18 protein-coding genes are annotated in these 21,465 nt (G+C 59.0%); 10 read left to right on the top strand and 8 right to left on the bottom strand.

Annotation, left to right across the window (positions count from 1 at the left end; all coding sequences use genetic code 11):
* Window positions 1–48: 48 nt before the first annotated feature.
* Window positions 49–942 carry a LysR family transcriptional regulator gene (locus JJQ51_RS01495; RefSeq protein WP_269244177.1) on the top strand — a complete coding sequence of 298 codons (894 nt, stop codon included), beginning with the start codon at window positions 49–51 and terminating at the stop codon, window positions 940–942.
* A gap of 64 nt (window positions 943–1,006) precedes the next feature.
* On the opposite strand, the gene JJQ51_RS01500 is transcribed toward JJQ51_RS01495, so the two are convergent.
* The 4 genes from JJQ51_RS01500 to JJQ51_RS01515 all read right to left on the bottom strand — a co-directional run bounded on the left by JJQ51_RS01500 (window position 1,007) and on the right by JJQ51_RS01515 (window position 5,147).
* The gene (locus JJQ51_RS01500) at window positions 1,007–1,285 is read right to left on the bottom strand and encodes a transposase (protein WP_069614130.1); all 279 of its coding nucleotides are present in this window, start codon (window positions 1,283–1,285) and stop codon (window positions 1,007–1,009) included.
* A 7-nt stretch (window positions 1,286–1,292) separates the two neighbouring features.
* Complete coding sequence (locus JJQ51_RS01505) at window positions 1,293–2,738, bottom strand: HlyD family type I secretion periplasmic adaptor subunit (RefSeq protein WP_145636699.1); 1,446 nt, start codon at window positions 2,736–2,738, stop codon at window positions 1,293–1,295.
* Between the two features lie 13 nt (window positions 2,739–2,751).
* Window positions 2,752–4,467 (bottom strand): type I secretion system permease/ATPase, encoded by a 1,716-nt coding sequence (locus JJQ51_RS01510; RefSeq protein ID WP_269244178.1) that lies wholly within the window; start codon window positions 4,465–4,467, stop codon window positions 2,752–2,754.
* A gap of 104 nt (window positions 4,468–4,571) precedes the next feature.
* Window positions 4,572–5,147: a PE-PGRS family protein gene (locus tag JJQ51_RS01515; protein ID WP_113331788.1), complete on the bottom strand. Its 576-nt coding sequence runs from the start codon at window positions 5,145–5,147 to the stop codon at window positions 4,572–4,574.
* A gap of 500 nt (window positions 5,148–5,647) precedes the next feature.
* Between JJQ51_RS01515 and JJQ51_RS01520 the strand changes: the two genes are divergently transcribed.
* The 5 genes from JJQ51_RS01520 (at window position 5,648) to JJQ51_RS01540 (ending at window position 13,781) form a co-directional block, all read left to right on the top strand.
* On the top strand, window positions 5,648–6,733 hold the full coding sequence (locus JJQ51_RS01520) for a hypothetical protein (RefSeq protein ID WP_269244179.1): 1,086 nt from the start codon (window positions 5,648–5,650) through the stop codon (window positions 6,731–6,733).
* A gap of 644 nt (window positions 6,734–7,377) precedes the next feature.
* Window positions 7,378–8,085 carry a response regulator transcription factor gene (locus tag JJQ51_RS01525; RefSeq protein WP_113352109.1) on the top strand — a complete coding sequence of 236 codons (708 nt, stop codon included), beginning with the start codon at window positions 7,378–7,380 and terminating at the stop codon, window positions 8,083–8,085.
* 1,034 nt (window positions 8,086–9,119) lie between these two features.
* Window positions 9,120–10,448: an HlyD family efflux transporter periplasmic adaptor subunit gene (locus tag JJQ51_RS01530; RefSeq protein WP_113391154.1), complete on the top strand. Its 1,329-nt coding sequence runs from the start codon at window positions 9,120–9,122 to the stop codon at window positions 10,446–10,448.
* A gap of 70 nt (window positions 10,449–10,518) precedes the next feature.
* On the top strand, window positions 10,519–12,483 hold the full coding sequence (locus JJQ51_RS01535) for a glycosyltransferase family 2 protein (RefSeq protein WP_269244180.1): 1,965 nt from the start codon (window positions 10,519–10,521) through the stop codon (window positions 12,481–12,483).
* Window positions 12,484–12,521: 38 nt separating this feature from the next.
* The gene (locus JJQ51_RS01540; protein WP_113391153.1) at window positions 12,522–13,781 is read left to right on the top strand and encodes a hypothetical protein; all 1,260 of its coding nucleotides are present in this window, start codon (window positions 12,522–12,524) and stop codon (window positions 13,779–13,781) included.
* A gap of 325 nt (window positions 13,782–14,106) precedes the next feature.
* Here the strand turns inward: JJQ51_RS01540 and JJQ51_RS01545 are convergent, their stop codons facing one another.
* Entirely contained in the window at window positions 14,107–14,376 is a 270-nt protein-coding gene (locus tag JJQ51_RS01545; protein WP_113391152.1) for a hypothetical protein, read from the bottom strand.
* A gap of 278 nt (window positions 14,377–14,654) precedes the next feature.
* On the opposite strand from JJQ51_RS01545, the gene JJQ51_RS01550 reads away from it, so the two are divergent.
* Entirely contained in the window at window positions 14,655–14,936 is a 282-nt protein-coding gene (locus tag JJQ51_RS01550; RefSeq protein WP_113421492.1) for a hypothetical protein, read from the top strand.
* 72 nt (window positions 14,937–15,008) lie between these two features.
* On the opposite strand, the gene JJQ51_RS01555 is transcribed toward JJQ51_RS01550, so the two are convergent.
* Window positions 15,009–15,962 carry a LysR family transcriptional regulator gene (locus JJQ51_RS01555; RefSeq protein WP_113352104.1) on the bottom strand — a complete coding sequence of 318 codons (954 nt, stop codon included), beginning with the start codon at window positions 15,960–15,962 and terminating at the stop codon, window positions 15,009–15,011.
* A 171-nt stretch (window positions 15,963–16,133) separates the two neighbouring features.
* Here JJQ51_RS01555 and JJQ51_RS01560 point away from each other — a divergent pair, with 171 nt between their 5' ends.
* Window positions 16,134–16,772, top strand: a complete 639-nt coding sequence (locus JJQ51_RS01560) for an NAD(P)H-dependent oxidoreductase (protein ID WP_113352103.1) — start codon at window positions 16,134–16,136, stop codon at window positions 16,770–16,772.
* Window positions 16,773–17,094: 322 nt separating this feature from the next.
* Here JJQ51_RS01560 and JJQ51_RS01565 read toward each other — a convergent pair whose 3' ends face one another.
* Window positions 17,095–17,655: a TetR/AcrR family transcriptional regulator gene (locus JJQ51_RS01565; RefSeq protein WP_162750785.1), complete on the bottom strand. Its 561-nt coding sequence runs from the start codon at window positions 17,653–17,655 to the stop codon at window positions 17,095–17,097.
* A 150-nt stretch (window positions 17,656–17,805) separates the two neighbouring features.
* On the opposite strand from JJQ51_RS01565, the gene JJQ51_RS01570 reads away from it, so the two are divergent.
* Complete coding sequence (locus tag JJQ51_RS01570) at window positions 17,806–19,212, top strand: amidase (protein WP_269244181.1); 1,407 nt, start codon at window positions 17,806–17,808, stop codon at window positions 19,210–19,212.
* Between the two features lie 81 nt (window positions 19,213–19,293).
* Here JJQ51_RS01570 and JJQ51_RS01575 read toward each other — a convergent pair whose 3' ends face one another.
* Entirely contained in the window at window positions 19,294–19,872 is a 579-nt protein-coding gene (locus JJQ51_RS01575) for a TetR/AcrR family transcriptional regulator (protein ID WP_197044223.1), read from the bottom strand.
* Between the two features lie 258 nt (window positions 19,873–20,130).
* Here JJQ51_RS01575 and JJQ51_RS01580 point away from each other — a divergent pair, with 258 nt between their 5' ends.
* Entirely contained in the window at window positions 20,131–21,282 is a 1,152-nt protein-coding gene (locus tag JJQ51_RS01580; RefSeq protein ID WP_113391146.1) for an alpha/beta fold hydrolase, read from the top strand.
* The last annotated feature ends 183 nt before the right edge of the window (window positions 21,283–21,465 follow it).

Here is a 21,465-nt window from a genome sequence, read left to right on the forward strand (position 1 = left end):
CGCCCGATAGACGTCATATTTGGACAGACTGTCTCGTTGGTGAAACACATGGATCTGCTCGCTCTCGCCGATTTCAATCTGGTCGCTCGCCACGGCGGGTTCGGCAAGGCTGCTCGCGCCACTGGCCGACCGAAGGCAACCTTGTCGCGGCGTGTGGCCGACCTTGAGGCGAGTCTCGACCTGCGTCTGTTCGAGCGCGGTGCACGGACGCTAAAGCTCACGGAGGAAGGGCGCGCACTCTTCGAGCGAACAGGCGCACTCCTGACCGAGCTTGACGAAACGGCGAAGGCTATCGCGTCGGGCGGACATAGCCCCCGAGGGCGGTTGCGGATCAGCGCACCCTTGCTGTTCTCCCAGACGGCAATGGGGAAGCTTGCGGCGGGATTCGTCCTGAAACACGCCGAAGTTCAGCTCGAGATCACGACGGAAGACCGGGCAGTCGATATGATCGAGGAGGCTTATGATCTGGTCATTCGCGTCAATCCGGAGCCGGACGAAAGCCTCGTTGGTCGCGTGTTCCTGCATGATCGGCTGGTGGTCGTGGCAAGCCCCGATCTACCGCGCCCGATGGGCCGCGACCCCGTTGCCGCCGTCACTCGTGGATCGATGGCCCAAGCTGAATTGTGGGAGGTCATGACCTCAGCGGGAAAATTGAGCATCGCGGCAAGGCCAGTTCTGAGCGTCTCCTCGTTCATTATGGTTCGTGATGCCGTTCGAGCGGGGGCGGGAGCGGCGCGTCTACCCCTATCGCTCGCCATTCCGGATTTGGCTACCGGCAGGCTGGTGAGCTGGGGTGAGCTAGAGGGGCTTCAAACCGCTCTTTGGGCACTATATCCAACGCGTCGGCTCCTCAGCGCGCGTGTTTCGGCATTCCTAGATTATCTGAAGGAGGCCTTTCCTCAAGGGACGCCCGACGAGCTTGCCGCCTTCGTTGAAGGATGAATGCAATCGCAATGGTTTATCGCGTAGAGATGGACCGAACGCGGCCGCACTCCATGATTGGGGATTAGTTTCGCCCATTCGATGTCTTCGCCAGCATCTCACTCAGCGTTGCCGCCGAGAGCATGGCTTCGGCTAAAAGTTTCTTGAGCTTCTGGTTTTCTTCCATCAGTGCTCTCATTCTTTTGGAATCGAGACCGGCATTTCCGAAATGAAGGGATTGCCACCGATAGAAGGTCGGCTCGCTGATACCGTGCTTGTGGCAAACATCAGCAACCGTCACCCCAGCCTGGTGCTCTTTCAGTATGCCGGTAATCTGATCGTCGTCGAATTTTCTCTTGCCCATCACCGCTTCAGTCCTCACGAAATGCTCTGTGGAAACTGTCGATAAGTGGTCTGATGGCATAGAATGCCACGCTGCTTTTGCCCGTTTCGATCAGTGTCTGCACAGGCATGCCTGCGACCAATTCGACATCGTTCATTTTCGCCAACCGCTCGTCCGTCACTCGGATCGTCGCGGCAAAGTATGGCTGGCCGCTCTGCGCATCGGTGAGGCGGTCCGCCGATACATACTCGACCCGGCCTTTCAGCAACGGAACGCGCCGCTGATTGTATGGAAGGAGGTGAACCTGCGCCTCAAGCCCCGCACGGACGAGATTGATGTCTTCCGGTCTGACGTGGGCGGACACGATGAGGCGATCGCTGCGCGGCACAAGATCGACGAGCGGCTCGCCCGCGCCGACCACTCCGCCGGCGGTGTGGATGCGCAGGTTCATGATTGTTCCGTCTTCGGGCGCCCGGATATCGGTCCTTGAAAGCTGATCGTCGATCGCCCACAAGCGCTCGCGCAACTGCATGATCTGACTTTCCGTGTCGCGCATACCCTGCGCGACTTCGCTCAGCCGGTCGCTCTCGAGCTTTGCGAGATCGGCCTGTGCCTCGCTGATCACCTGGTAGGCGCGCGAAATCTGGGCCTCCACCTGACCCCGCTGGCCGGCGAGGTCCGCTTTTTCCCGCTGGAGGTTGAGGACAGTATTTTTTCGTTCCAATCCCTTGGCGTTGAGGGCCGTAACCTGATCCAGTTCCTGCTGCGAGATTGCCGCCCTGTCGGTCAGTGCTGTCTTCTGCGCGCCAAGCCCTACGATTTCCTGCCGCACCTGTGCGATCTTCTCGCTGGTTATGCCAACTTCCGCCTGCATGACCTGACGACGCGCTTCGAAGATTTTCCGCTGTCCAGTCAGAATCGCGCCGACTGAGAGATCTCTGTCCATTGCCGACCTGAGGTCCTGCGGAAAAGCGATATGATCGGCGCCCGTCTGCTCGGCAAGCAGGCGGGCGCGGCTTGCTTCGGCGTCCCAAAGTTGCCCTTGAATATTGTCGCGCTCCGAGCGGGACTTGGTGTCGTCGAGTTCTATCACGACTTGCCCTGCCGTCACGGCATCGCCGTTCTTGACGAGTATCCGTCGCACGATACCGCCTTCCAGGTGCTGAATGGTCTTGCGGCTGGACTCCGGCTCGATGACGCCGGATGCAACTGCGGCGCTTTTCAGCGGCGCCAGCACCGACCAGATTCCCAATCCGACTATAAAGACTCCGATCAACAGGTTCCCCGTCCATATAACGCCCCTGAGCCGCGGCATGGGCGAAGGGGGAGCGGGTCCGCGCTGTTTCGTGCCGAGCACCGGCGCGTAAGCTGTCTGTTGCTTGTCTGTCGCCGTCGATCGTTCGGCAAAGCGCTGGCTCACTTTTGACGAACTTGAAAATCTCGCCAGCGTTGCATCCAGTTGCACAAGGGTCATGTCCCAGTCCCCTCTATGGTCCCGTTCGCGACGGCGGTTGAAGATAGGTTTCATAAATCTGCTCGCTGTCGCCGAAGGCAGCCACCGTCCCGTTGCGCATAATGGCGATCTTGTTGGTAACTGGTAGGATACCCATGCGGTGAGTTATGATAACAACGGTCATGCCCCTGGATTTCATGCGTTCAATTGCCTTGTGCAGCATGCGCTCGCCATCATAGTCCAGGCTAGAGTTCGGATCATCGAGAACGATGAGGGATGGATTTCCATAGGCGGCCCGTGCCAGCCCCAGCTGTTGGCGCTGAGCGCGAAGGAGCAGGCTACCACCTTCTCCAATATCGGTCTCGTACCCCTTTGGCAGCCGCATGATCGCCTCGTGCAATCCAACCAGCTTGGCTGCATCGATTACCCTGGCGGGATCTCCTCCATCCAGCCGGCCGATCACATCCTTGATTGCCCCGCCGAAAAGCTCGATGTCCTGCGGCAGATATCCGACGTGGTAGGCGCCTCCGCAAAGACGCAGAGCCGAAACATCTACCCCACCAAGAAGGGCGCACCCGCTTGTTGCTTGCACGACGCCCGCAATAACACGACCTAACGTCGATTTTCCCGATCCGGAAGGGCCGATGAGGGCAACGCAATCGCCAGGCGCCAGGCGCAACGTGATTCCGGTTAGTATCTGCCTGTTGGCGAATGGTTGAATATAGCCGACGTCTTCGAGAACCAGGCCATTGGGTTCCGGCTGAAGCACCGTTCGGGCATCGCGTTCCGACGCAACGGCGATCAGCATGCGGTTGAGGCGATTGAAGGCGTTGCGAGCAAACATTAGGGAGCGCCATGCGCCTATCGCGCCCTCGATCGGCGCAAGTCCGCGCCCGAGCAGCAGGCTGGCGACGAAGATGATACCGGGACTGCTGTTGCTCGAGAGCACCAGCCAGGTCGCGGATCCCATCAACAGGATCTGCGCCAGTGTTCGGATCGATTTGGAAAAACCAAGAATGATCTCCGTCCGATGCATCGCGATGTCTTGTGCTCGTCTTGCCATTTCCGCATCGCGATAGACCACTAGCGCGGCACCATATTCCATGCCCATCGCCCGGATCACCTCGATGTTTTTTAGGGCGTTCGCGAACCGCAGATAGCTTCTGGAGAGGGCAAGATTGGCGCTGGCAAGCGGTTCTTGCGTCGCTAGCTCCGTGAGGCAGGCAAACAGCAGAAGTGCTAATGCGCTCAGAAGACCGAGCGCCCCAAGCAGCGGATGAACAAGAAAGAGCAGGAGCAGGAAGATCGGTGCCCATGGGAGGTCAAAAAACAGGGAACTTGCCGGGGAATCGAGGAATTGGCGTAAGGTGGTCAGATCCCTGAAGCACTCCGTGGCGGCTCCTGCATCGGCGCGTGCGGCATATTCGAATGATGCGGTAAGCACCATGGGCCGTAGCCTGTGATCCAGCCAGCTGCCGATGCGCGAGAGGGCTGCCCGGCGCACAATGTCCAGCGTTGCGCCAACCACCACGGCGACGGCGATGACTATTGTCAACATCAGAAGCGTGTCGGCGCTGCGGCTCGACAGAACTCTGTCATAGATCTGCAGGAGATAAACGGAAGGCGCCAGAAGGAAGAGATTGTAGCCACAGCTATAGAGGAAAACCAGCCCAAGTGCTCCGGCGCAAGCCCGGAGCGCGATGACGAGCTGTGTCTGTTGGCGCGATGGCGTTACAGAAAGCGTTGCCATTATCCGATCTCGCTCCGCGTGAGACTGACAAGACGAGGCTGCCGATGGGTTCCGCAACCTATGAGGGTCGCCGAGTGAAGCCGGCGACCCTCTGGGTTTGGGGTTCATGAGCCAAGATGGCTGAGATCGATATGGCCGAAGTCGTTCGAGAAATGATCGAGAGCATTGTTCACTGTCGTCGTTGAGGGGTCCGTGTGAACGAGCGCTGCCGAGATGTCGCCGCCGCGAGCCAAGTTGCCGTTGCCGCCGTTGCCGCCGACGCCAGCAAGAATGGTGGCATGCTGATCTGCAAGAAGCTGAGTATATTGTGTCGCCGTGGTATCCGCGCTGACCGCCGCCGTGTCGCCGCCGCTCACGCTTCCCTGGCTGCCGTTGGAGTGAGAATCTCCTCCGGCGCCTCCCGCGCCGCTATTCGTGACCGCCGCTAGGAAGCCATTCTGGGCTTGCGCAAAGCCGCCAGGTCCGCCGCTGCCGGCGGTCCAATCTGCCATCTGCCCCACGTGATCGCCGTTGTGCAGATCGATGGATGCCCCGTCGACCGTTTGCGTATTGGCGACATACGCAACCGGATTGTAGTCAATATTGCCATGGCTGTTGCCATCGCCGCCGTTGCCGGCGCTCGCGTCGCCGGCAACCGGGTCACTGAAATGGATCGTGTCAGATATTTGTGGGATAGGCATTGATGTTCCTCCTTCGATTTCGTTTCGTCCGTGTGGTTCTACGGCATGGGTCTCCAGCGTCTCACCGCCCGCAATACAACCGCGGGTGAATATTACCCGCGGTCAAATCTGGGAGCTATCTAGATATTCGGTGACGCTCCTTCAGGCGTATGCTTGGAGATGAGCGCAATTTGACCTCGGCGCGTCGTGGTCGGCACCAGATGAGATGGTCATGATCGGGCCTGCGGCCCGATCGACACGCCTGATCTTTCGAAGCAAAGGAGGTTCAAGCAAACAGGCGGCATTCGGGTCTCTGCTGCAAGGCCGGTTTGGCGCCCTCGAATTCTCATCGCGGGGCGCTCGATCCATGATAGCCAAATGGCTAGGACGCTAGCCGGCAGGATGTAGACGAATTACAGGCTCTGCTTTTCTCACGTTCAGGTGCACAATGTCCGAAAAATCCTGTCTGCATAAGTTGCTCGCCTTGTGGGATGTTCGGTTGATTTGCAATGGAGATGGTTATGACGGACACCCGTCCCTTATTGGAAGACTTACCCAAAACAGGCACCGATCAAAACCTCACCTCCAATTCGGCAGCGGGGCACCTGGCTCTGGTGCCAACCTGGCTTCCACTGGATGTCGCGTCGGGTCCGAACTACAACTCAGCTGGTAGCGGCGGCGACGGGATAAGCGAAGGCGTGATCGACAGCAACGCGCTGGCCGTCTTCGTGCCTTCCAATGCTGCCATTGCGGGACCTCATTCGAGCGCGGACGCCTTCCAGGGTAACGATGCGCTGGTCAACCAGCATCCCACCGAAACGGCTGGGATCGGCGGGAATGGCGGAAGTGGCAATATTGCGATTGGCGGCGGCGACGTCAGTCATGCCGGCACCGGTGGCAACGGCCTCTTTTTTGGCGGTCTCGTGAGCACTGATGTTGCGGTGTTTGCTCCCGTGAACACGGCTGTGGCGGTTGGCCATGGCGCTGAGGCTCACGCCGATCAATCGAACAACGCTTTGTTCCTGCAGGGGGCAACCCAGATGGGCGGCATCGGTGGCTCCGGCGGCGATCATAATGTCGCGATCCACGACTCGACGATGAACCCGGGAACCGCGGTTACGTTTACCGGTGACAATTATGCGGGGCATGGCGGCAACGGAGTTTTCGTCGGCAGCATGGTCGATGTGAACGTGGCCATTTTCTCCCCGATCAACATCGCGGTAGGCGCCGCAGGCGGTTCGGCCGAAGCCCATCAGACAAACAATGCGGTTTTTGATCAGGGCACGATGCAGATTGCCGGCATCGGCGGCAACGGTGGTGGCTTCAACATGTCATCGGGGACGATTTTTACCGGCAGCCATGAAGCTGGCGGTGGTGGCGTTGGATCATCGACCGGCAGCATGGTCGACATTAATCTCGCCTATTTCCATCCCATCAATATCGCAGTTCCTGCCGGTGGGACGGCGGACGCCCAGCAGATCGACCATGTTCTCTACGATCAGCATGCACTTCAATTGGCCGGCGTCGGCGGCCACGGTGGCGGCGGCAATCTTACGGACGCCCATTCGGCTCTCGTAGACGACATTCTGGGCTTCGTACATACCTGACAGATAGTCTCCTTGCGGGCATTGTGAAGGCTCAACTTCATGAAGCCATTCTCCGCGCCTTTAAGAACCATATGCTGGATTGCTTCATCCGTTTGGCCTTGCCTCTCGGAGAGGCATGGCGCGGAATGCCCGGTCACCGAGACGCCGAGTATTCCCCTCCTAACCCAATTTATGTTGTTATAAATCTCGATCGTTCTAGGCTGTTGTGTCTGATCGGAACCTATAGGTGCCAATACAGTATTGAGGCTGCTTTAAGTTGAAGGACGTGCTTGAACTGAATCTCATTGACAGATAATGATATTCTGTCTGTTTTTCCTGTGATGTATTTCTCGAATATCATATGTATTTTTAATGTCACCGATAGCTTTGTTGACACGCTTTCTGCATATGAATTCAACGAAGTGAATCGATGCAACATATATTAGTGAATAATGATTTCAGTGCGATATACATGCAAAGGTTGACTGTCCTTGAGCCATTGCACTCTATAACAACTCTCGTGATAGATAAGACTATTGATATCGATAGTACCTCTTTTTCATGTCATGACATGAAACGAGAGCGGAAATAATCTGGGTTGCGGTTGGGCTGCAGATATTCCGGGGAGCGGTCAAGTGTCCAACAGTGCCAAATCCAAGCGTCATATGGGGCGCAATATACCAACTATTGTCGTTATTCAGCATTCCACATTGGCGCGTACGACTGTGGTGAAGCTTCTTGAGCGTGAATTCGCCGGCTGGAATTTTGTCGACATGATCTCGACGGAAAGTCTCGATAGAGCCCTTGGTGCCGAGGTACGTTTGATTGCGCTGGATCTGGCCGGCAGAGGTGTCGAGAGTGCAAGCCTGCGTAATGATCTCGCCGCGATTGCCGCGCGCTTTCCCCAGGCTCCCATCACCCTGCTCTTAGGTACGGATGATGTCGACATAGTCCGTCAGGCGCTCAAAATGGGCATCCGCGGTTTCTTTTCGACTTCACTTCCCATTGATATCGCCCTTGCCGGCCTTCGTCTCGTTCTGGCGGGAGGAACATTCTGCCCGCAGCTGTTAGGCGTTGTTGCAGATGAATCAAGCGAGCATGTTCCGGCCAGAAACGAGGTGGAGAAAAACCTGGATGAAAGGACGCAATATTGGACGATCGCCGATTTCACTCCCAGGGAGGCGGAGGTCCTCGCGGAGTTGCAATGTGGCTGCTCGAACAAGGTTATTGCAGGAAAACTCAATTTGTCGGGGCATACGGTGAAGATGCATCTGCAACACATAATGCGTAAGTTGCAGGCGCAGAACCGGACTGAGGTGGTCGCTCGCCTGGTTCGACGAGCCGAGAGCGGGCATGACGCTTCCGCGAATTAGGGTGGTATCGCACGTGCCAAGATGGTCGATGCGGGGCTGCGCGACAGACCATTCCTTATCCTTGACCTTTCCTATGGACGTCCATTGCGGAACATGAGTGCCGGCAAAGAACATCCACAGCTTGTCTTCGCTGCATGCGAATCAGGCAGTTGGGAGTTGCCGCCTCCCCGCCCGCTTTGCGAATCCGGCTCGGCGAAGCTGGTGACCGCCCTTAAGAAAGGCGCCCCACGATAAACGCTCTTTCACGATGACCAGACACCCCTCCAAGCGGCTCCTTCAAAGCCTCGATCTCCTGGCGCCAAGCCAATACCAATCTAGCCGGCTTGCGACCGACATGCAAAGCCATCCGGCTGGATGCGGAGAGTGACGCATGTTTTCATTTGAAACCTAATTCCAGTACTAAGGCGGAAGACCGGCTTACGGATCTGATCATCCTTTTGGAGTAGCGCCGTCAGCAGAAGGTGGAAATCTGGGGGGAATCCGCGCCGACGCTGCGTTTCATCTACTTCTTTATGATGGGTTTCGAAGCTGTAGATCATACGATGGTGGTATTTAGCAAGATAATTAATCGTATAAGTTGCGAATGGTCGGTTTCGCCAAGCTCCCAGGAGCCAAGGATGCACAAATAATGCCACGTGTTTCACTTGCGCGCGCTGGACTTCGCTTCTCACCGTAGCGGATATAACGGCTGCTATTGTAGCGGGATGGACTGAAAGGCTGATCCCAATTCGTAAGATGGCCCCTTCAGATTGCTGGTCAAATATTGGGCATCTGCGGACCATGCCGTTAGCACAATCTTAACGATATTGCGGCGCACAAAAAACCGTGCAACGATCGCTGCATTCTTTCGGGAGGAATAATATAGCGCATTCATCAAAGGATCTATGGCTATGTTTTTCTTTAGAAAAAGCAAAGATGGCAGAAATAATGATGCATCGGTGAGATTGGCATCTTACGCTGTACTTGGTGTAATGGGTACAGTATTTGCCTCATCCGCATTCCCTCCATTCTTCACATCGACTTCTACTCGCGCTGTGATCAACGCACCGCTCGTGCCGCTGACAACGCCGATCAGCGGCAAGGTGACGTCGCTCGGCGCAGCGGGCGAAATAACGGTCGAGAACGATCGCGTCGACAATTCGACCTTGATCGGCTTGAAGGTTCAGCTTGCCGCGCTGCGCAACGAGATGGAACAGAAGAATTCGATCGTCGGCGACTACGCCCAGCGTATCGGCGACCTTGAAAACGATCTTTCCGGCCAGCAGGCGGCACTCCTCGTCAGGATCACCGCGGATCTCAAGGCCGCCGAGGCGGCTCTGGAGATGGTGACCTACTCGTCCCGCATCGCGAAAGCCGAGGCGGCGCGCAAACTCAGGCTCATGGCTCGGGGTATCGCCGCCGGCAGCGAAGGCGAGGTCGCCGATACGGTTCGTCTGGAGGACACCAAGCTTGAAGCCGCCAAGCTCGCCGTGGCCAAGCTCGCCTCGGAACTCGATTTTGCCCGACAGGGTGTTTATGTTGGCGCCGACCTGCAGTCGCTGCAAAATCTCCAGCAGGAAATCCGCACGCGCAAGGCCGACCTCCTGCAGATCAAGTTGCAGATCGCGACGATGCGCACGAAAGAGACCGAGCTCGGCTCGCTCGTGATGACGGAGGCATCGCGGGTCGACAGGCTGGCGCGGGCCGATTTGCACGTTCCCTCGACGAGCCAGCTTTACAAGCCGGTGGCTGCATCCGGACGCGAGGTCACGGCTGGCGACACGCTCGCTGAAACGCTCGACTGCCGCGACGCCTTTGTCGTCGCAATCTTTTCCGAGCGGCAGGCGCAAGCGCTCGTCGTGGGGTCGAAGGTTGATGTCAATGCCGAAGGTTGGCCTCAAGCGGCAAGCGGCGTCGTCGAGCGGCTGGTTCCGCGTACGACCGACAGGGTGGATCTCGATTACGCCGTTCCTTTCCCGCCGACGGAGCGTCGCGAGCTCTATGCGTACATCCGCCTGACCGAGCCTGGCACGGCAGACTTGCGAGGCAGCCCGTTCTGCTCTGTCGGCACGTGGGTCGACGTGACGATGCCCCAGGAATGGCTTCAGAAAACGCAGCATTATATACGCGAGGCATCGACATCGCTCATTGGCGTAGCCCAGGCATCCGCCGCGCAATGGCCCGCGGCTGAGACAAAACTGACCGGTCTCGTCCGGCGGTCGGCCGAACAGTTCGGCGTGCTCAATTTGGAGGAGCGCCTTGCAAAGGGCCCTCGGGACATCCGCGCCAGCTGGAGGATCCTCTATCCCCAGCCTCGGCGTGCCGAGGCGCATGCCGTCGAGCTCCTTAACGAGCGAATGAGAGCTGCGCCGGTGAAAAGCTGACGCAAGTCGCTGCGGCATCCGGCGGCCCGTGACCGATCGCATCCAGGCTGAAGTCAGGGAGAAACAGACCGTGTTCTTTAGTTCCGACGACGACTTATTCAGTGTTCTGACCTTCGATCTTGTCATCGCCGCTTGCGCGATGTTGTTCGCGATGCTCGCAAACCCGAAGAAACCGTTCGAGCGGGCGGCATTCAGTCTGCTCATGCTCTTGTCGCTCGGGCTCTATCTTTCGTGGCGCGCCCTCGACACGCTTCCGCCCTTCGAGTTTTCCGCCGAAGTGCTCTGGAATTATGTTTACTTCCTCTTCGAGGCGGTGTCGGTGCTTTACGCCATCGGTTCGATCCTGATCCTTCTGAGAACGACTGACTGGAAGAGGGAGGCCGATCTCGGTGAAAAGGAACTGGCGGCCAAGGCCGACATTCCTTCCGTCGACGTTTTCATCTGCACCTATAACGAGCCACTGAATGTCCTGGAAAAATCGGTCATATCCGCCCAGGCGATGAACTATCGCAGGCTTCGTGTTTTCGTCTGCGACGACACTCGTCGCCAGGAAGTGCGCGACTATTGCGCACGCGTCGGTGTGAACTACCTGACGCGTCCGGATAACAAGCATGCCAAGGCCGGCAATCTGAACAATGCCTTGAATCATACGAACGCGCTCGCCGAGACTTCCGATTTCATCATGGTTCTCGATGCGGATTTCGCCCCTCAGGCAAATTTCCTGAACCGAGTCATCGGTCTCTTCAAGGACGGGAAGGTGGCCGTCGTGCAGACGCCGCAATTTTATTTCAACAGTGATCCGATCCAACACAATCTCGGCATCCGACGTTCCTTCGTCGATGACCAGCGGGTCTTCTTCGACACGTTCCAGCCCGCCAAGGATGCCGTCGGATGCGCGTTCTGCGTGGGCACCAGCTTCGTGGTGCGTCGCGCCGCCGTCAACGAGATCGGCGGCTTTCCGTATGATGCGCTGTCCGAGGACATGCTGCTTACCTACCGTCTGATGGAGCGGGGCTATGTAACCCGCTGGCTGAACGAGAAGCTGAGTGTCGGCCTGTCAGCCGAAGGGATTCCCGAATATATCACGCAGAGAACTCGCTGGTGCCTCGGCACGATCCAGATCGGCCTGCTGCGCAACGGGCCGCTCTGGCGCGGCAACTTCACCCTCATCCAGCGTCTGCATTATCTGCACGGGCTATTCTGTTGGCTGTCGAAGCCTTTCATCCTCTGCCTTTTGCTGGCGCCGTCCGTCTATTGGCTGACCGGAGTTTCGGCGCTGCAGGCTGACGAACTGCTTTTCATGAAATACGGCCTCAGCTCGCTCTTCCTGTTCTGGACCTATTCGACATGGATATCCGAAAGGCGCACGCTGCCGCTCTTCACCGAGGTTACACATGCGTTGACCGCCGTGCCGATCACCATCACTCTCTTCCAGGCGATCCGTAAGCCGTTTGGCCGCCCTTTCAAGGTGACGGAGAAGGGAGGGGACAGGTCCGCGATCCGCGTTCACCGCCCGACCGCGCTGTTTTTCGGCTTCGTAGCGGCCATGTCGGGGCTGTCCGTCGTCCGGGTGGTCTATGGGTGGGATGCGCCCGTTGAATTTTCCGCACGCGAATGCCTCAATCTCGTCTGGTCGTCGGTGGCGATGATCATTGCGTTCACGAGCCTGCTTTGTTGCATAGAGCTGCCGCGTTTCGGCCAGGAAGAACCGATCGAAGTCCGGCTTCGCGGACGGCACCGGGCCAATGGGCACATCGCCGACGTGACGATAACGGCCGTGTCCACTGAAGGCGTGACGCTGGCGGAGCACGGCCCGGCCGGTGCGAAGGACGAGGCCGTGTTCATCCCGGAAGTCGGCTGGATTTCCTCCTCGGCCAGAGTGGCGCCATCGTCGACGGCTTTCTGCCTGATGCCGACGCCGGAGCAGCACAATGCCATCCTGCGACTACTTTTCAGGAGCGCGCCCGACAACGTCGCGGAACGGGGAGACTTGCGCAAATCGATGCAGATGCTCTTGTGGCGCGCCTTTTCCTGATGGGCGGGCAGGACCATTCGACAGACCCAGGGTGACATATGCGAAGCTTTTTCAGGGCCTTTCTGGCCGGCGCCGTCGTCGCATGTTGGGTAAACGGGGCATGGGCAGGCGAGGAGCGGCATGTTCAACTCGCCGCAAGGCTTTGCGCCGGCCTTGTTGCGCATATGAGCGGCGAGCCGGCGCAGCCTTTCGTCTTCCGCAGCTACGAGCCTCCGGCCGATGCTTCGCCGCTCCATCCCGCGCTCGAGAATGCGGGCTTCACCTATGACAACGCACTGGCGGTCATGGCGCTATATGCCTGTGGCCGAAAGTCGGAAGCGGGCCGGGTCGCCGATGCATTGGTGCTCGCGCTGAAGACGGATCGATTTTATCACGATGGGCGGCTGCGAAACGCCTATCGCGCCGGCCCGGTTGAGGATAACGGCAGCATGCTGCTTCCGGGCTATTGGAGCCCCGTTAGCAAGTCTTGGATTGAAGACGACTATCAGGTCGGCAGCGCGACGGGCAGCACGGCCTGGGGGGCGCTGGCATTGCTGACCGCCTACGAACAGACCGGCCGAAGGCCCTATCTGGATGCCGCTCGGACAATCATGGACTGGATCCATCGCAGCACCGCAGATCCGCAAAATCCCGGTTATTTCGGAGGCTTTTTTGGTCAGGAGCCCTCACCGGAACGCATAGGCTGGAAATCCACGGAACATAACCTCGATGTCTATGCGGCGGATCGCTGGCTTGCCGGGCTCGATCCCATGGGCGACTGGATGCATCACGCCGAGAAAGCGCGCGCGTTTCTGGAGGCCATGTGGGATTTCGAGGACGGTCGTTTCTTTGTCGGCAGCCTGCCGGACAGCGCCGTGCCGAATACAAGGATGTCGGGTCTCGACGCCGAATTGTGGCCGCTCATCGCCGTGCCGGCCTATGCATTCAGGCGCGCGCGCGTCCTGGAATGGACGAAACGCAATCATGGCGTTGATGGTGGTTTCGACTTCAACAATGACCGCGACGGCACCTGGCTTGAGGGCACTGCCCAGGCCGCCCTCGTGTTTCGTCTGAGCGGCAGAGGGAAAGAGGCTGAGCCGTTGTTCGAGACGATTTCCAGGCAAGTTGCCCCCGATGGCCTGCTCTATGCCACGGTCAACGCTGAGCTATCGACCGGCCTGAAGGTTGGGCCCGACTCCACCTCCGTTGACTTCAAGTACTTCCGCCTTCCCCATATAGGAGCGACGGCATGGGCCGTGCTTGCCGCGCTGAAGCGCAATCCTTTCATAGGCACGGCCGGTCAGTCGGCGAGCCGTTAGAGTTCCCGGAAAAGTACGAAGCGGTGTTCGTCCGGAATTGCGAAAAAACAAAGGGCGATTTCCTGATTGGATGAAGCGCCGAACCGCCCTGGAATAGACCACGCCACCGGGCGGCGATTGGGAAAGGTTTCAGTGGTCTGAGATGAATTGCCGTGCCCGGTGGGCCCAGGCAGGGCGGCTGCGTAGCACTATCGCGCGTGTCGGCTGTGAACTTGAGTTCAGCAACTTGCACGATTCAATCTATCATTGTGCCGCGGTTTTGTGAATGCCGCCAGGGGTATCCGAAGACGGGCACGCGGAATCACAACTGGGTCTTTCGCGCCAACTAATCGCAGACGGTTTCGCGCACCACTACCCGATGATGATGGCGGTAGCTGTAGCGTCTCTCGGTCCAGCACCGGCGATGATATCTGTAGCGTGGGCCGTCATAGTACCCATCATCCGCGTAGGCCGGCGGAGCACGATAATAACGCGGCGGCGGCGCATCATAGTCGTAGCGAGGCCCAACTCCGTATTCAAAGTAGACCTGAGAGAATGCCGGGGACGCGGCCAAGGTCGTGGCGAGCGCCAACGCTGCGATTACGATTCTTTTCATGTCTTTCCATTCCGATTCATGTACAGCTGCGGCGCGCTAACCCGCGCCCTAAATGTAGTATGCCATGAGCACTGCTCGTGAATACGGACGAAAGTCCCGATCAAGTAGGGACTTAGGCCTAAGAGCTCCCGAAAGCTTTGTTCGCTAGCGTTCATAGAAGTTGGTGGACTCGTCTTTCTCGAAGCGTAAGATGAAGTATCGGCACCAACCGAATACGTAGGCGGTGGCGACGGAGGGCTTAGACTTGCTCCCGCCTGCAAGACCGAGGGAGCGGTATTATGCCCTTTCGGAAATACGCATCTATTCCAGATGATCCCAATTTTCGCGAAGCGTTATTGGTTTGGGCTCGCAAGTTTACCAGATCCGAAGCGGTCGCGAGACGTGTCACTCAACGGACGATTGATGTGTTGTGCGACAATCCAAGCCTCCTCGACGGACGCGACATAAACGAAGCGATTTTCATGCTGTTGCGGCGGCACGCGTTCGATGAAATCGAGTGGTCGTCGGAGCAAGGCCATCAAGGTGATGGGGCCGTGTCCGAGAAGCAGCCGATGTGGTGAGAGAGCGCTGCATCGTAAAGCCGCGTCTTCCCGAAACGGAAAAGCCGCGGGATCACTCGGTAGCCCGCCCGATCAGCAGGTCGGAACCTGCATTTCATTGCGTATACTCTGATTCTCCCATGGAAGCCCGCCAGCGAATAGTGTCGTGATCCACTGTATAAACGCTTCAGTTCGTGCCGGCGTGAATTTCGCGGACGGACGGACAAGATGGATCCCGCCATCGATCTCGAACTGCCACTCAGGTAGGAGCCGGACGAGCGTCCCGGCAGCGAAGTCACGGGCCATGGACCACTCGCCGAAGCCGACGATGCCGATTCCCTGCCGTGCCGCTTCGAGCAGCGTATCGATGTCGTTCGATCGATAGCTTCCGGAAGGCAGGATTGTCTCGCGAAGGGGGCCTTTCCGCATGCGCCACTCCGGCACCAGCACTGGCCCGGTATATCGAAGGAGGTTGTGGTCCACGAGCGCGCGGGGAGAGGCGGGAATCCCATGGCGATCGAGATAATCCGGTGATGCGCCGAGAACGATCCGGTGGTCGCCCAGCTTGCGTGAAACAAGACGGCTGTCACCGAGCGTTCCAAGGCGCACTGCTGCGTCAAATCCTTCGCCGATGAGATCGACATGCCGCTCGGCGTAGTCGACCTCGATATCAAGGCCTGGATATCGGCGAGCAAAAGCTGGCATCGCAGGCGCCAGCCATTGCCGGCCCATCGCCCCCGGGAAGGCCAGGCGCAGCCGACCTTTGAGCTCGATACCGCCGGCGGCCGCCTCCTGCTCGGCCTCTAAAATGGCGTTGGTTGCACTTAGAATGCGTTCCGCGAGCTGGGCACCGGCTTCCGTTAGTCGAACCCGCCGTGTCGTTCTTTCGAGCAGACGCACGCCGAGGCGTCGTTCCAGCGCGGCGATACGTTTGGACACAATGGTCGGGTGTCGGCGGAGCATGGCGGCTGCCGCGACGAATGAGCCTTCCCTGGCAACAGCCACGAGTGCTGCAAGTTCGTCGGTCCGCGCTTGTTCGAGATACATGATTATCGGATCGCCTCCAAATCGCTTTCAGAGAAGCAGGATTGCTGCACATATTGCAGCATTATAATGCGACGAACCCTAATTTTCCTAGCTCCACAGTGAGGCTACCTCTGTTTCGACACGGCAGCGATGCGATTGCCGTCCGGATACGAGACGAAAAGGAAAACCACGATGACGACTGTGAATGAACGTCTGGAATGGCGCTATGCGACCAAGAAATACGACCCGAGCAGGAGCGTCGCCCCCGACACGCTCTCGCGCATTGTCGAGGCGGTGCGCCTAGCACCCACGTCGAGCGGGCTTCAGCCCTTCGAGCTGATTGTCGTTAGCAACCAGGACGTCCGCACGAGAATTCGAGCCGCGGCCTGGGATCAGGCGCAAATCACCGACTGCTCGCACCTGCTGATTTTTGCGGCCTGGGACGACATCACCGCTGCTCGCGTCAACATGATGTTCGACCTCACCAATGAGGTTCGAGGTTTTAGAAACGAGGGCTGGGAAAATTATCGCAAGAAACTGTTGAGTATAGTCGCCGCGCAGGGAACAGAGGCCAATCATCAAGCTGCTGCCCGGCAGGCCTATATCGGCTTGGGCGTCGCCGTCATCGCGGCAGCCTTCGAACGGGTGGACTCGACACCTATGGAAGGCTTCGACCCGGCCGCGGTCGACGAGATATTGGACCTGCGATCGAAGGGGCTGCGCAGCGTCGTCATGCTGCCGATTGGATACCGAGCCCCAGAGGGCGATTGGCTCGTGCACCTGAAGAAGGTCCGACGAAGCCGTGATGAGTTTGTCACCGACATCGTGTGATCCAGGCATCCGCAATTGTCGTGGTGATCTATGCTTCGGGGATCGGCTCGATCTCGCCGCTCCTCTCATACCCCCGTGCAAATACCAGGTGATCAGCGCTTTGCGGGCATTGATAACCGACACGCAGATCCTGCCACTCGAGAGGTGAGGCCGCGGGCTCCAGCCGGCATAATCCATATGAAGCGGAACGAGCCGCCCATGGCACCCTGATGCCGTCCTGCAAGGAGCCTGGAGCCGGTGATTGAGCAGGTGGAGCTAAGCTGGGCGAATGCCGGCGGCGCGTTGAATTGAATGCTAATAGGCAACCGAGCGCGGATCACGTCTATGCCGGCAGGAGCCCCGTGGCTCGGTAGCTTTCGATCAAGGCGTCGAACAATGATATGTCGCAGCGGCTTCTCGCCATCAGCTGAGCTCCGGCGACCGCCGCAAAGATCGCACGTGCCCGCGCCTCGCTGTCTTCTGGGCGCGTCACGCCGGCGGCGGCGAGCGCCTTTCTGATCCAGGCCACATTGACGTCGGAGAAGGTCTGAACCTCCGCCGTCACCTCATCTGGAAGGTCATCATATTCCGCCGACATGAAGCTGCAGAGGCAAAGTCGGTTGTCGCTCTCCAGCGACCTTCGAAAGATTTTCGGATATTCCCGTAGCGCGTTGATTGGATCGGCCGCGCTTTTAAGGAGGGTATCGAGCTCCCGTTCGGTATCCTCCCAGTAGCGCCGAGCAACCGCCGCACCGAGCCCCGCCTTGCTTGGGAAGTGATGATAGATGCTCGCCGCCTTGATCCCGACCTGGGCCGCGAGATCGCGGAAGTTCAGCCCGCTGTAGCCATGTGATTGAGCGATCTGCCTGGCAGCGGCCAGGATCGCTTCCTTTGAATTCGTCATCGTCATCTCAGCGGCGAGGATTGAATGGTTATTGCCCTACCAAATGTTAGATAGGGGTTGACGCACAAAAAGGAAAGGGTTTATCTCTCCCTAACGAACGTTAGGTTGGCTGCGTGCGGAGCGAGACGGAGCCGGAAGAGAGAGAAAGCTATGAGTGAGAACATCATCTATTCAGACGCGACCAAGCTCGCTGAGATGATCCGCAGCCGCGAGGTTTCAGCGGTTGAGGTCGTCAAGGCCCATCTGGACCGCATCCGGACGGTTGACCCGAAGATCAATGCGATCGTCACACTCGCCGAAGATGCCCTGGAAAAGGCCGAGGCGGCGGACGCCGCGGTCCGCGCGGGTGATGAGCTCGGTGCCCTTCACGGCGTCCCCTTCACGGTCAAGGACTCGATCGATACCGCCGGCGTGGCGACGCAGCGCGGCTCGCCGATCTTCAAGGGACGCATGCCCGATGCCGACGCCACCAGCGTCGCACGCATGAAGAGGGCCGGCGGTATCCTGCTCGCCAAGACCAATCTTCCCGAATTCTCCTACTGGATCGAAAGCGACAATCTGCTTACCGGCCGGTCTAATAATCCCTGGGATCTCTCGCGGACGCCGGGCGGTTCGAGCGGTGGCGAGTCGGCCGCGATTGCGGCGGGCATGTCGCCCATCGGCCTCGGCACCGATCTCGCCATCTCGGTGCGGGGACCGGCAGCCCAGACCGGTATCTCGTCCATCAAGGCAACGCACGGCCGTGTGCCGATGACCGGCATTTATCCGCGCGCGCCGCGCCGCTTCTGGCACGTAGGTCCAATGGCTCGCAGCATCCGCGACCTGGCGCTCGCCTTCTCGCAGCTTGCCGGACCTGATGGCCATGACGCTTTCGCGACGAGCACTGTTCAATTCGACGCCGGTATCGGCCGTCAGCCCTATCGGCAGCTCCGGGTGGGTTGGCTGGTCGAACCGGGCTTCGGGCCGATCGACCCTCAAGTAGCCAAGGTGGTCGAGGCGGCCGCCGGGGCGCTCAAGAGTCTCGGGCTACATGTCGAGCCGGTGCGAATTCCCGCGCTCGAAAGGGATTTCGCGCTCGATGTCTTCAATCGTATCCACGTGATGGAGATGAAGCAGGCCTTTGCGGAGGCGACCGCCGGGCACGAAGACCAGATGTACCAGATGTCCAAGACGATGCTGTCGCTGCCGGACACCTCCATGGCAGATTTCATCGAGGCAGAGCAGGCGGCCGAGCGTCTGCGCGATGGCTTCGCCGAGTATTTCCAGAAGTTCGATGCGCTGATCACGCCGGTGCTGCCGTTGCCGGCCCACAAGCACGGCCAGGAGGAGTTCATCATCAATGGCCGGACGGTCGACGCCACCTATCTGCAGGGTGCGACCGTGCCGCTCAACGTCACCGGCTTGCCGGGAATTTCAATGCGGTTCGGCACGAGCAGGGAAGGTCTTCCGATCAACGTCCAGATCGTCGGCAGCTGGCTGGCGGAGTCGACGATCCTGGCGGTCGCGTCCCAGCTCGAGAGTGTGAGCACCGTCAGGGATCTGCATCCAGATCTTTGATGGGTGGCGCCGGGAGCGATCAAGTTCGCGCGGCAGCGCATGTGTCGCGATATTATTTTGTCGAGAGGACGCTGCCCGTAGTCATGCCGGTGGTAAGCACCTCTGGCAACTAACCTCCGCCAGTGCCTCGAATACGGCCGGCGTGCGTTCCAGGCGTGCGATCGTTCGCGCGCCTTCGAGCGCGGCTACCAAAGCGGCCGCGGTGGAGGACGCGCGCGCGGGAGCGAAGCCACACCGCCTGAAATGCTCTGCAATAATCTCGGTCGAATCGACAAATCCGCGCGCGACCCTTTTGGTCAGCTCAGCGTCGAGCGCGGGCAGTTCATTCGCCAGATTTTGCATCAGACAGCCATATTGAAAGTCGGAGGCGACCATTTCGGCGGCGAATGTTCCGAAAATCTGGCGAACGAAATTTTCCGCATCGCCGGCCGTGTTCGCGGAGATATTTCGCAAAACCGCAATTCGGCTCGCGACGTATTGATCGATTGCTTCTTCTGCGAGCTGTGCCTTGCCGCGTGGAAAGTGAAAGTAGAATGATCCTTTAGGGGCACCGCTTTCTTCAATGATCTGGGTCAATCCAGTCGCGGTATAGCCTTGGATGCGAAACAGTCTTTGGGCGGTTGCAATCGCGTTGGCGCGGGCGTCAGTCTTGCGTGGCATGCAACAAACATAACACGGTTCGCTTGACGCCGCTATGGCGATCGCCATACTATGGTGATCGCCATAGAAAGAGGCCTGCGGATGAATCATCCTGTTCATTTCAAACCATCGATGTCCCGACGAGCCGTTTTGGCGATGGGCGCGGCCAGTCTGGTTGCCGCGTCCCTTCGATCGGCTCGCTCAAACCCCATGGGAGGAAGTGCTTTGGCTACACCACCTTACGGCGGGGGAACGCTTCCCAAGGGGGGCCGCTCGCGCATGATCCACGGGGTCAACGGCCTTGATGTCCATATTCTCGAGGCCGGTTACGAAAACCCCGGCCGGCCCCTCGCGCTGCTTCTGCACGGCTTTCCAGATCTGGCTTACGGCTGGCGACATCTGATTCCGGTTCTGGCTGACGCGGGGTACCATGTCGTGGCGCCCGATCAGCGGGGTTTTGGCCGCACCACCGGTTGGATGAACGGCTATGACACCCCGCTCGCGCCCTTCAGCCTCTTGAACATGACGCGCGACGCGCTCGGGCTGGTTTCGGCGCTGGGGTATCGGCGCACGACGATGCTTGTCGGGCACGACTTCGGTTCGCCCGTGGCCGCCTATTGTGCGCTCGCTCGACCTGACGTTTTTCCATCGGTGGTGCTGATGAGCGCGCCGTTCCCTGGCCCGCCGGCATTTCCGTTCAACACCGCGGAAAGCGAGGCATCGTCGCCGGTCCAATCGAACACTGACAATCAAAGGTTGGCGGCCGCGCTGGCTGCGCTCGATCCGCCCAGAGAGTATTATCAGCAATATTTGAGCACGCGGAAGGCCAATGATGACATGTGGCGTCCCCCTCAAGGTCTGCACGCGTTTCTTCGCGCATTTTTCTACGTCAAGAGCGCCGACTGGCCGGGAAACAAGCCGCATCCGCTGCAGGCGCGAACCGCCATGGAGCTTGCAAAAATGCCCACCTACTATGTCATGGATCTCGGCAAGACGATGCCCGAGACTGTCGCTCCATTCCAGCCTTCCGCCGCCGAGGTCCAAACCTGCAAATGGCTCACCGAGCCGGAACTTGACATATACACGGAGGAATATGGCCGCACCGGATTTCAGGGCGCGCTGCAGACTTATCGCGTCTATTCCGATCCTGACCTGAATGCCGAGTTGCGCCTGTTTTCGGGCAGGACGATCGATGTCCCGTCACTCTTCGTGGGCGGGAAGAGCGATTGGGGCACCTACGCAGCGCCGGGCGCGCTCGATATCATGAGGACAAAGGCAGCGACGAAGATGGCTGGCATCGAGCTGATCGACGGCGCCGGTCACTGGATCCAGCAGGAGCAGCCGGGCCGGTTGAGCGAGCTGCTGCTCGCCTTCATGAAGGAGGCGGGTGGGGCGGATCACCCCAGTGATTTCGGACTTGGCGGTCATTAGTCTGCCCCCCAATTGACGGGAAGATCACAGAGCGGTTTTATGGCCGGCGAGAAGCGATCCGCAGGCCTAGCAGCGGCCATCCGGATCATAGTCGGCGAGGCTCGGAGATCAGGGACGGACCTTACCGATTGGAAGAGCACCGTCCAATGGTCTCATATGGGCTGTCGTTGTGACGCATGCGCC

The organism is Rhizobium sp. AG207R (genome assembly GCF_027109195.1).
Taxonomy (GTDB): domain Bacteria; phylum Pseudomonadota; class Alphaproteobacteria; order Rhizobiales; family Rhizobiaceae; genus Rhizobium; species Rhizobium dioscoreae.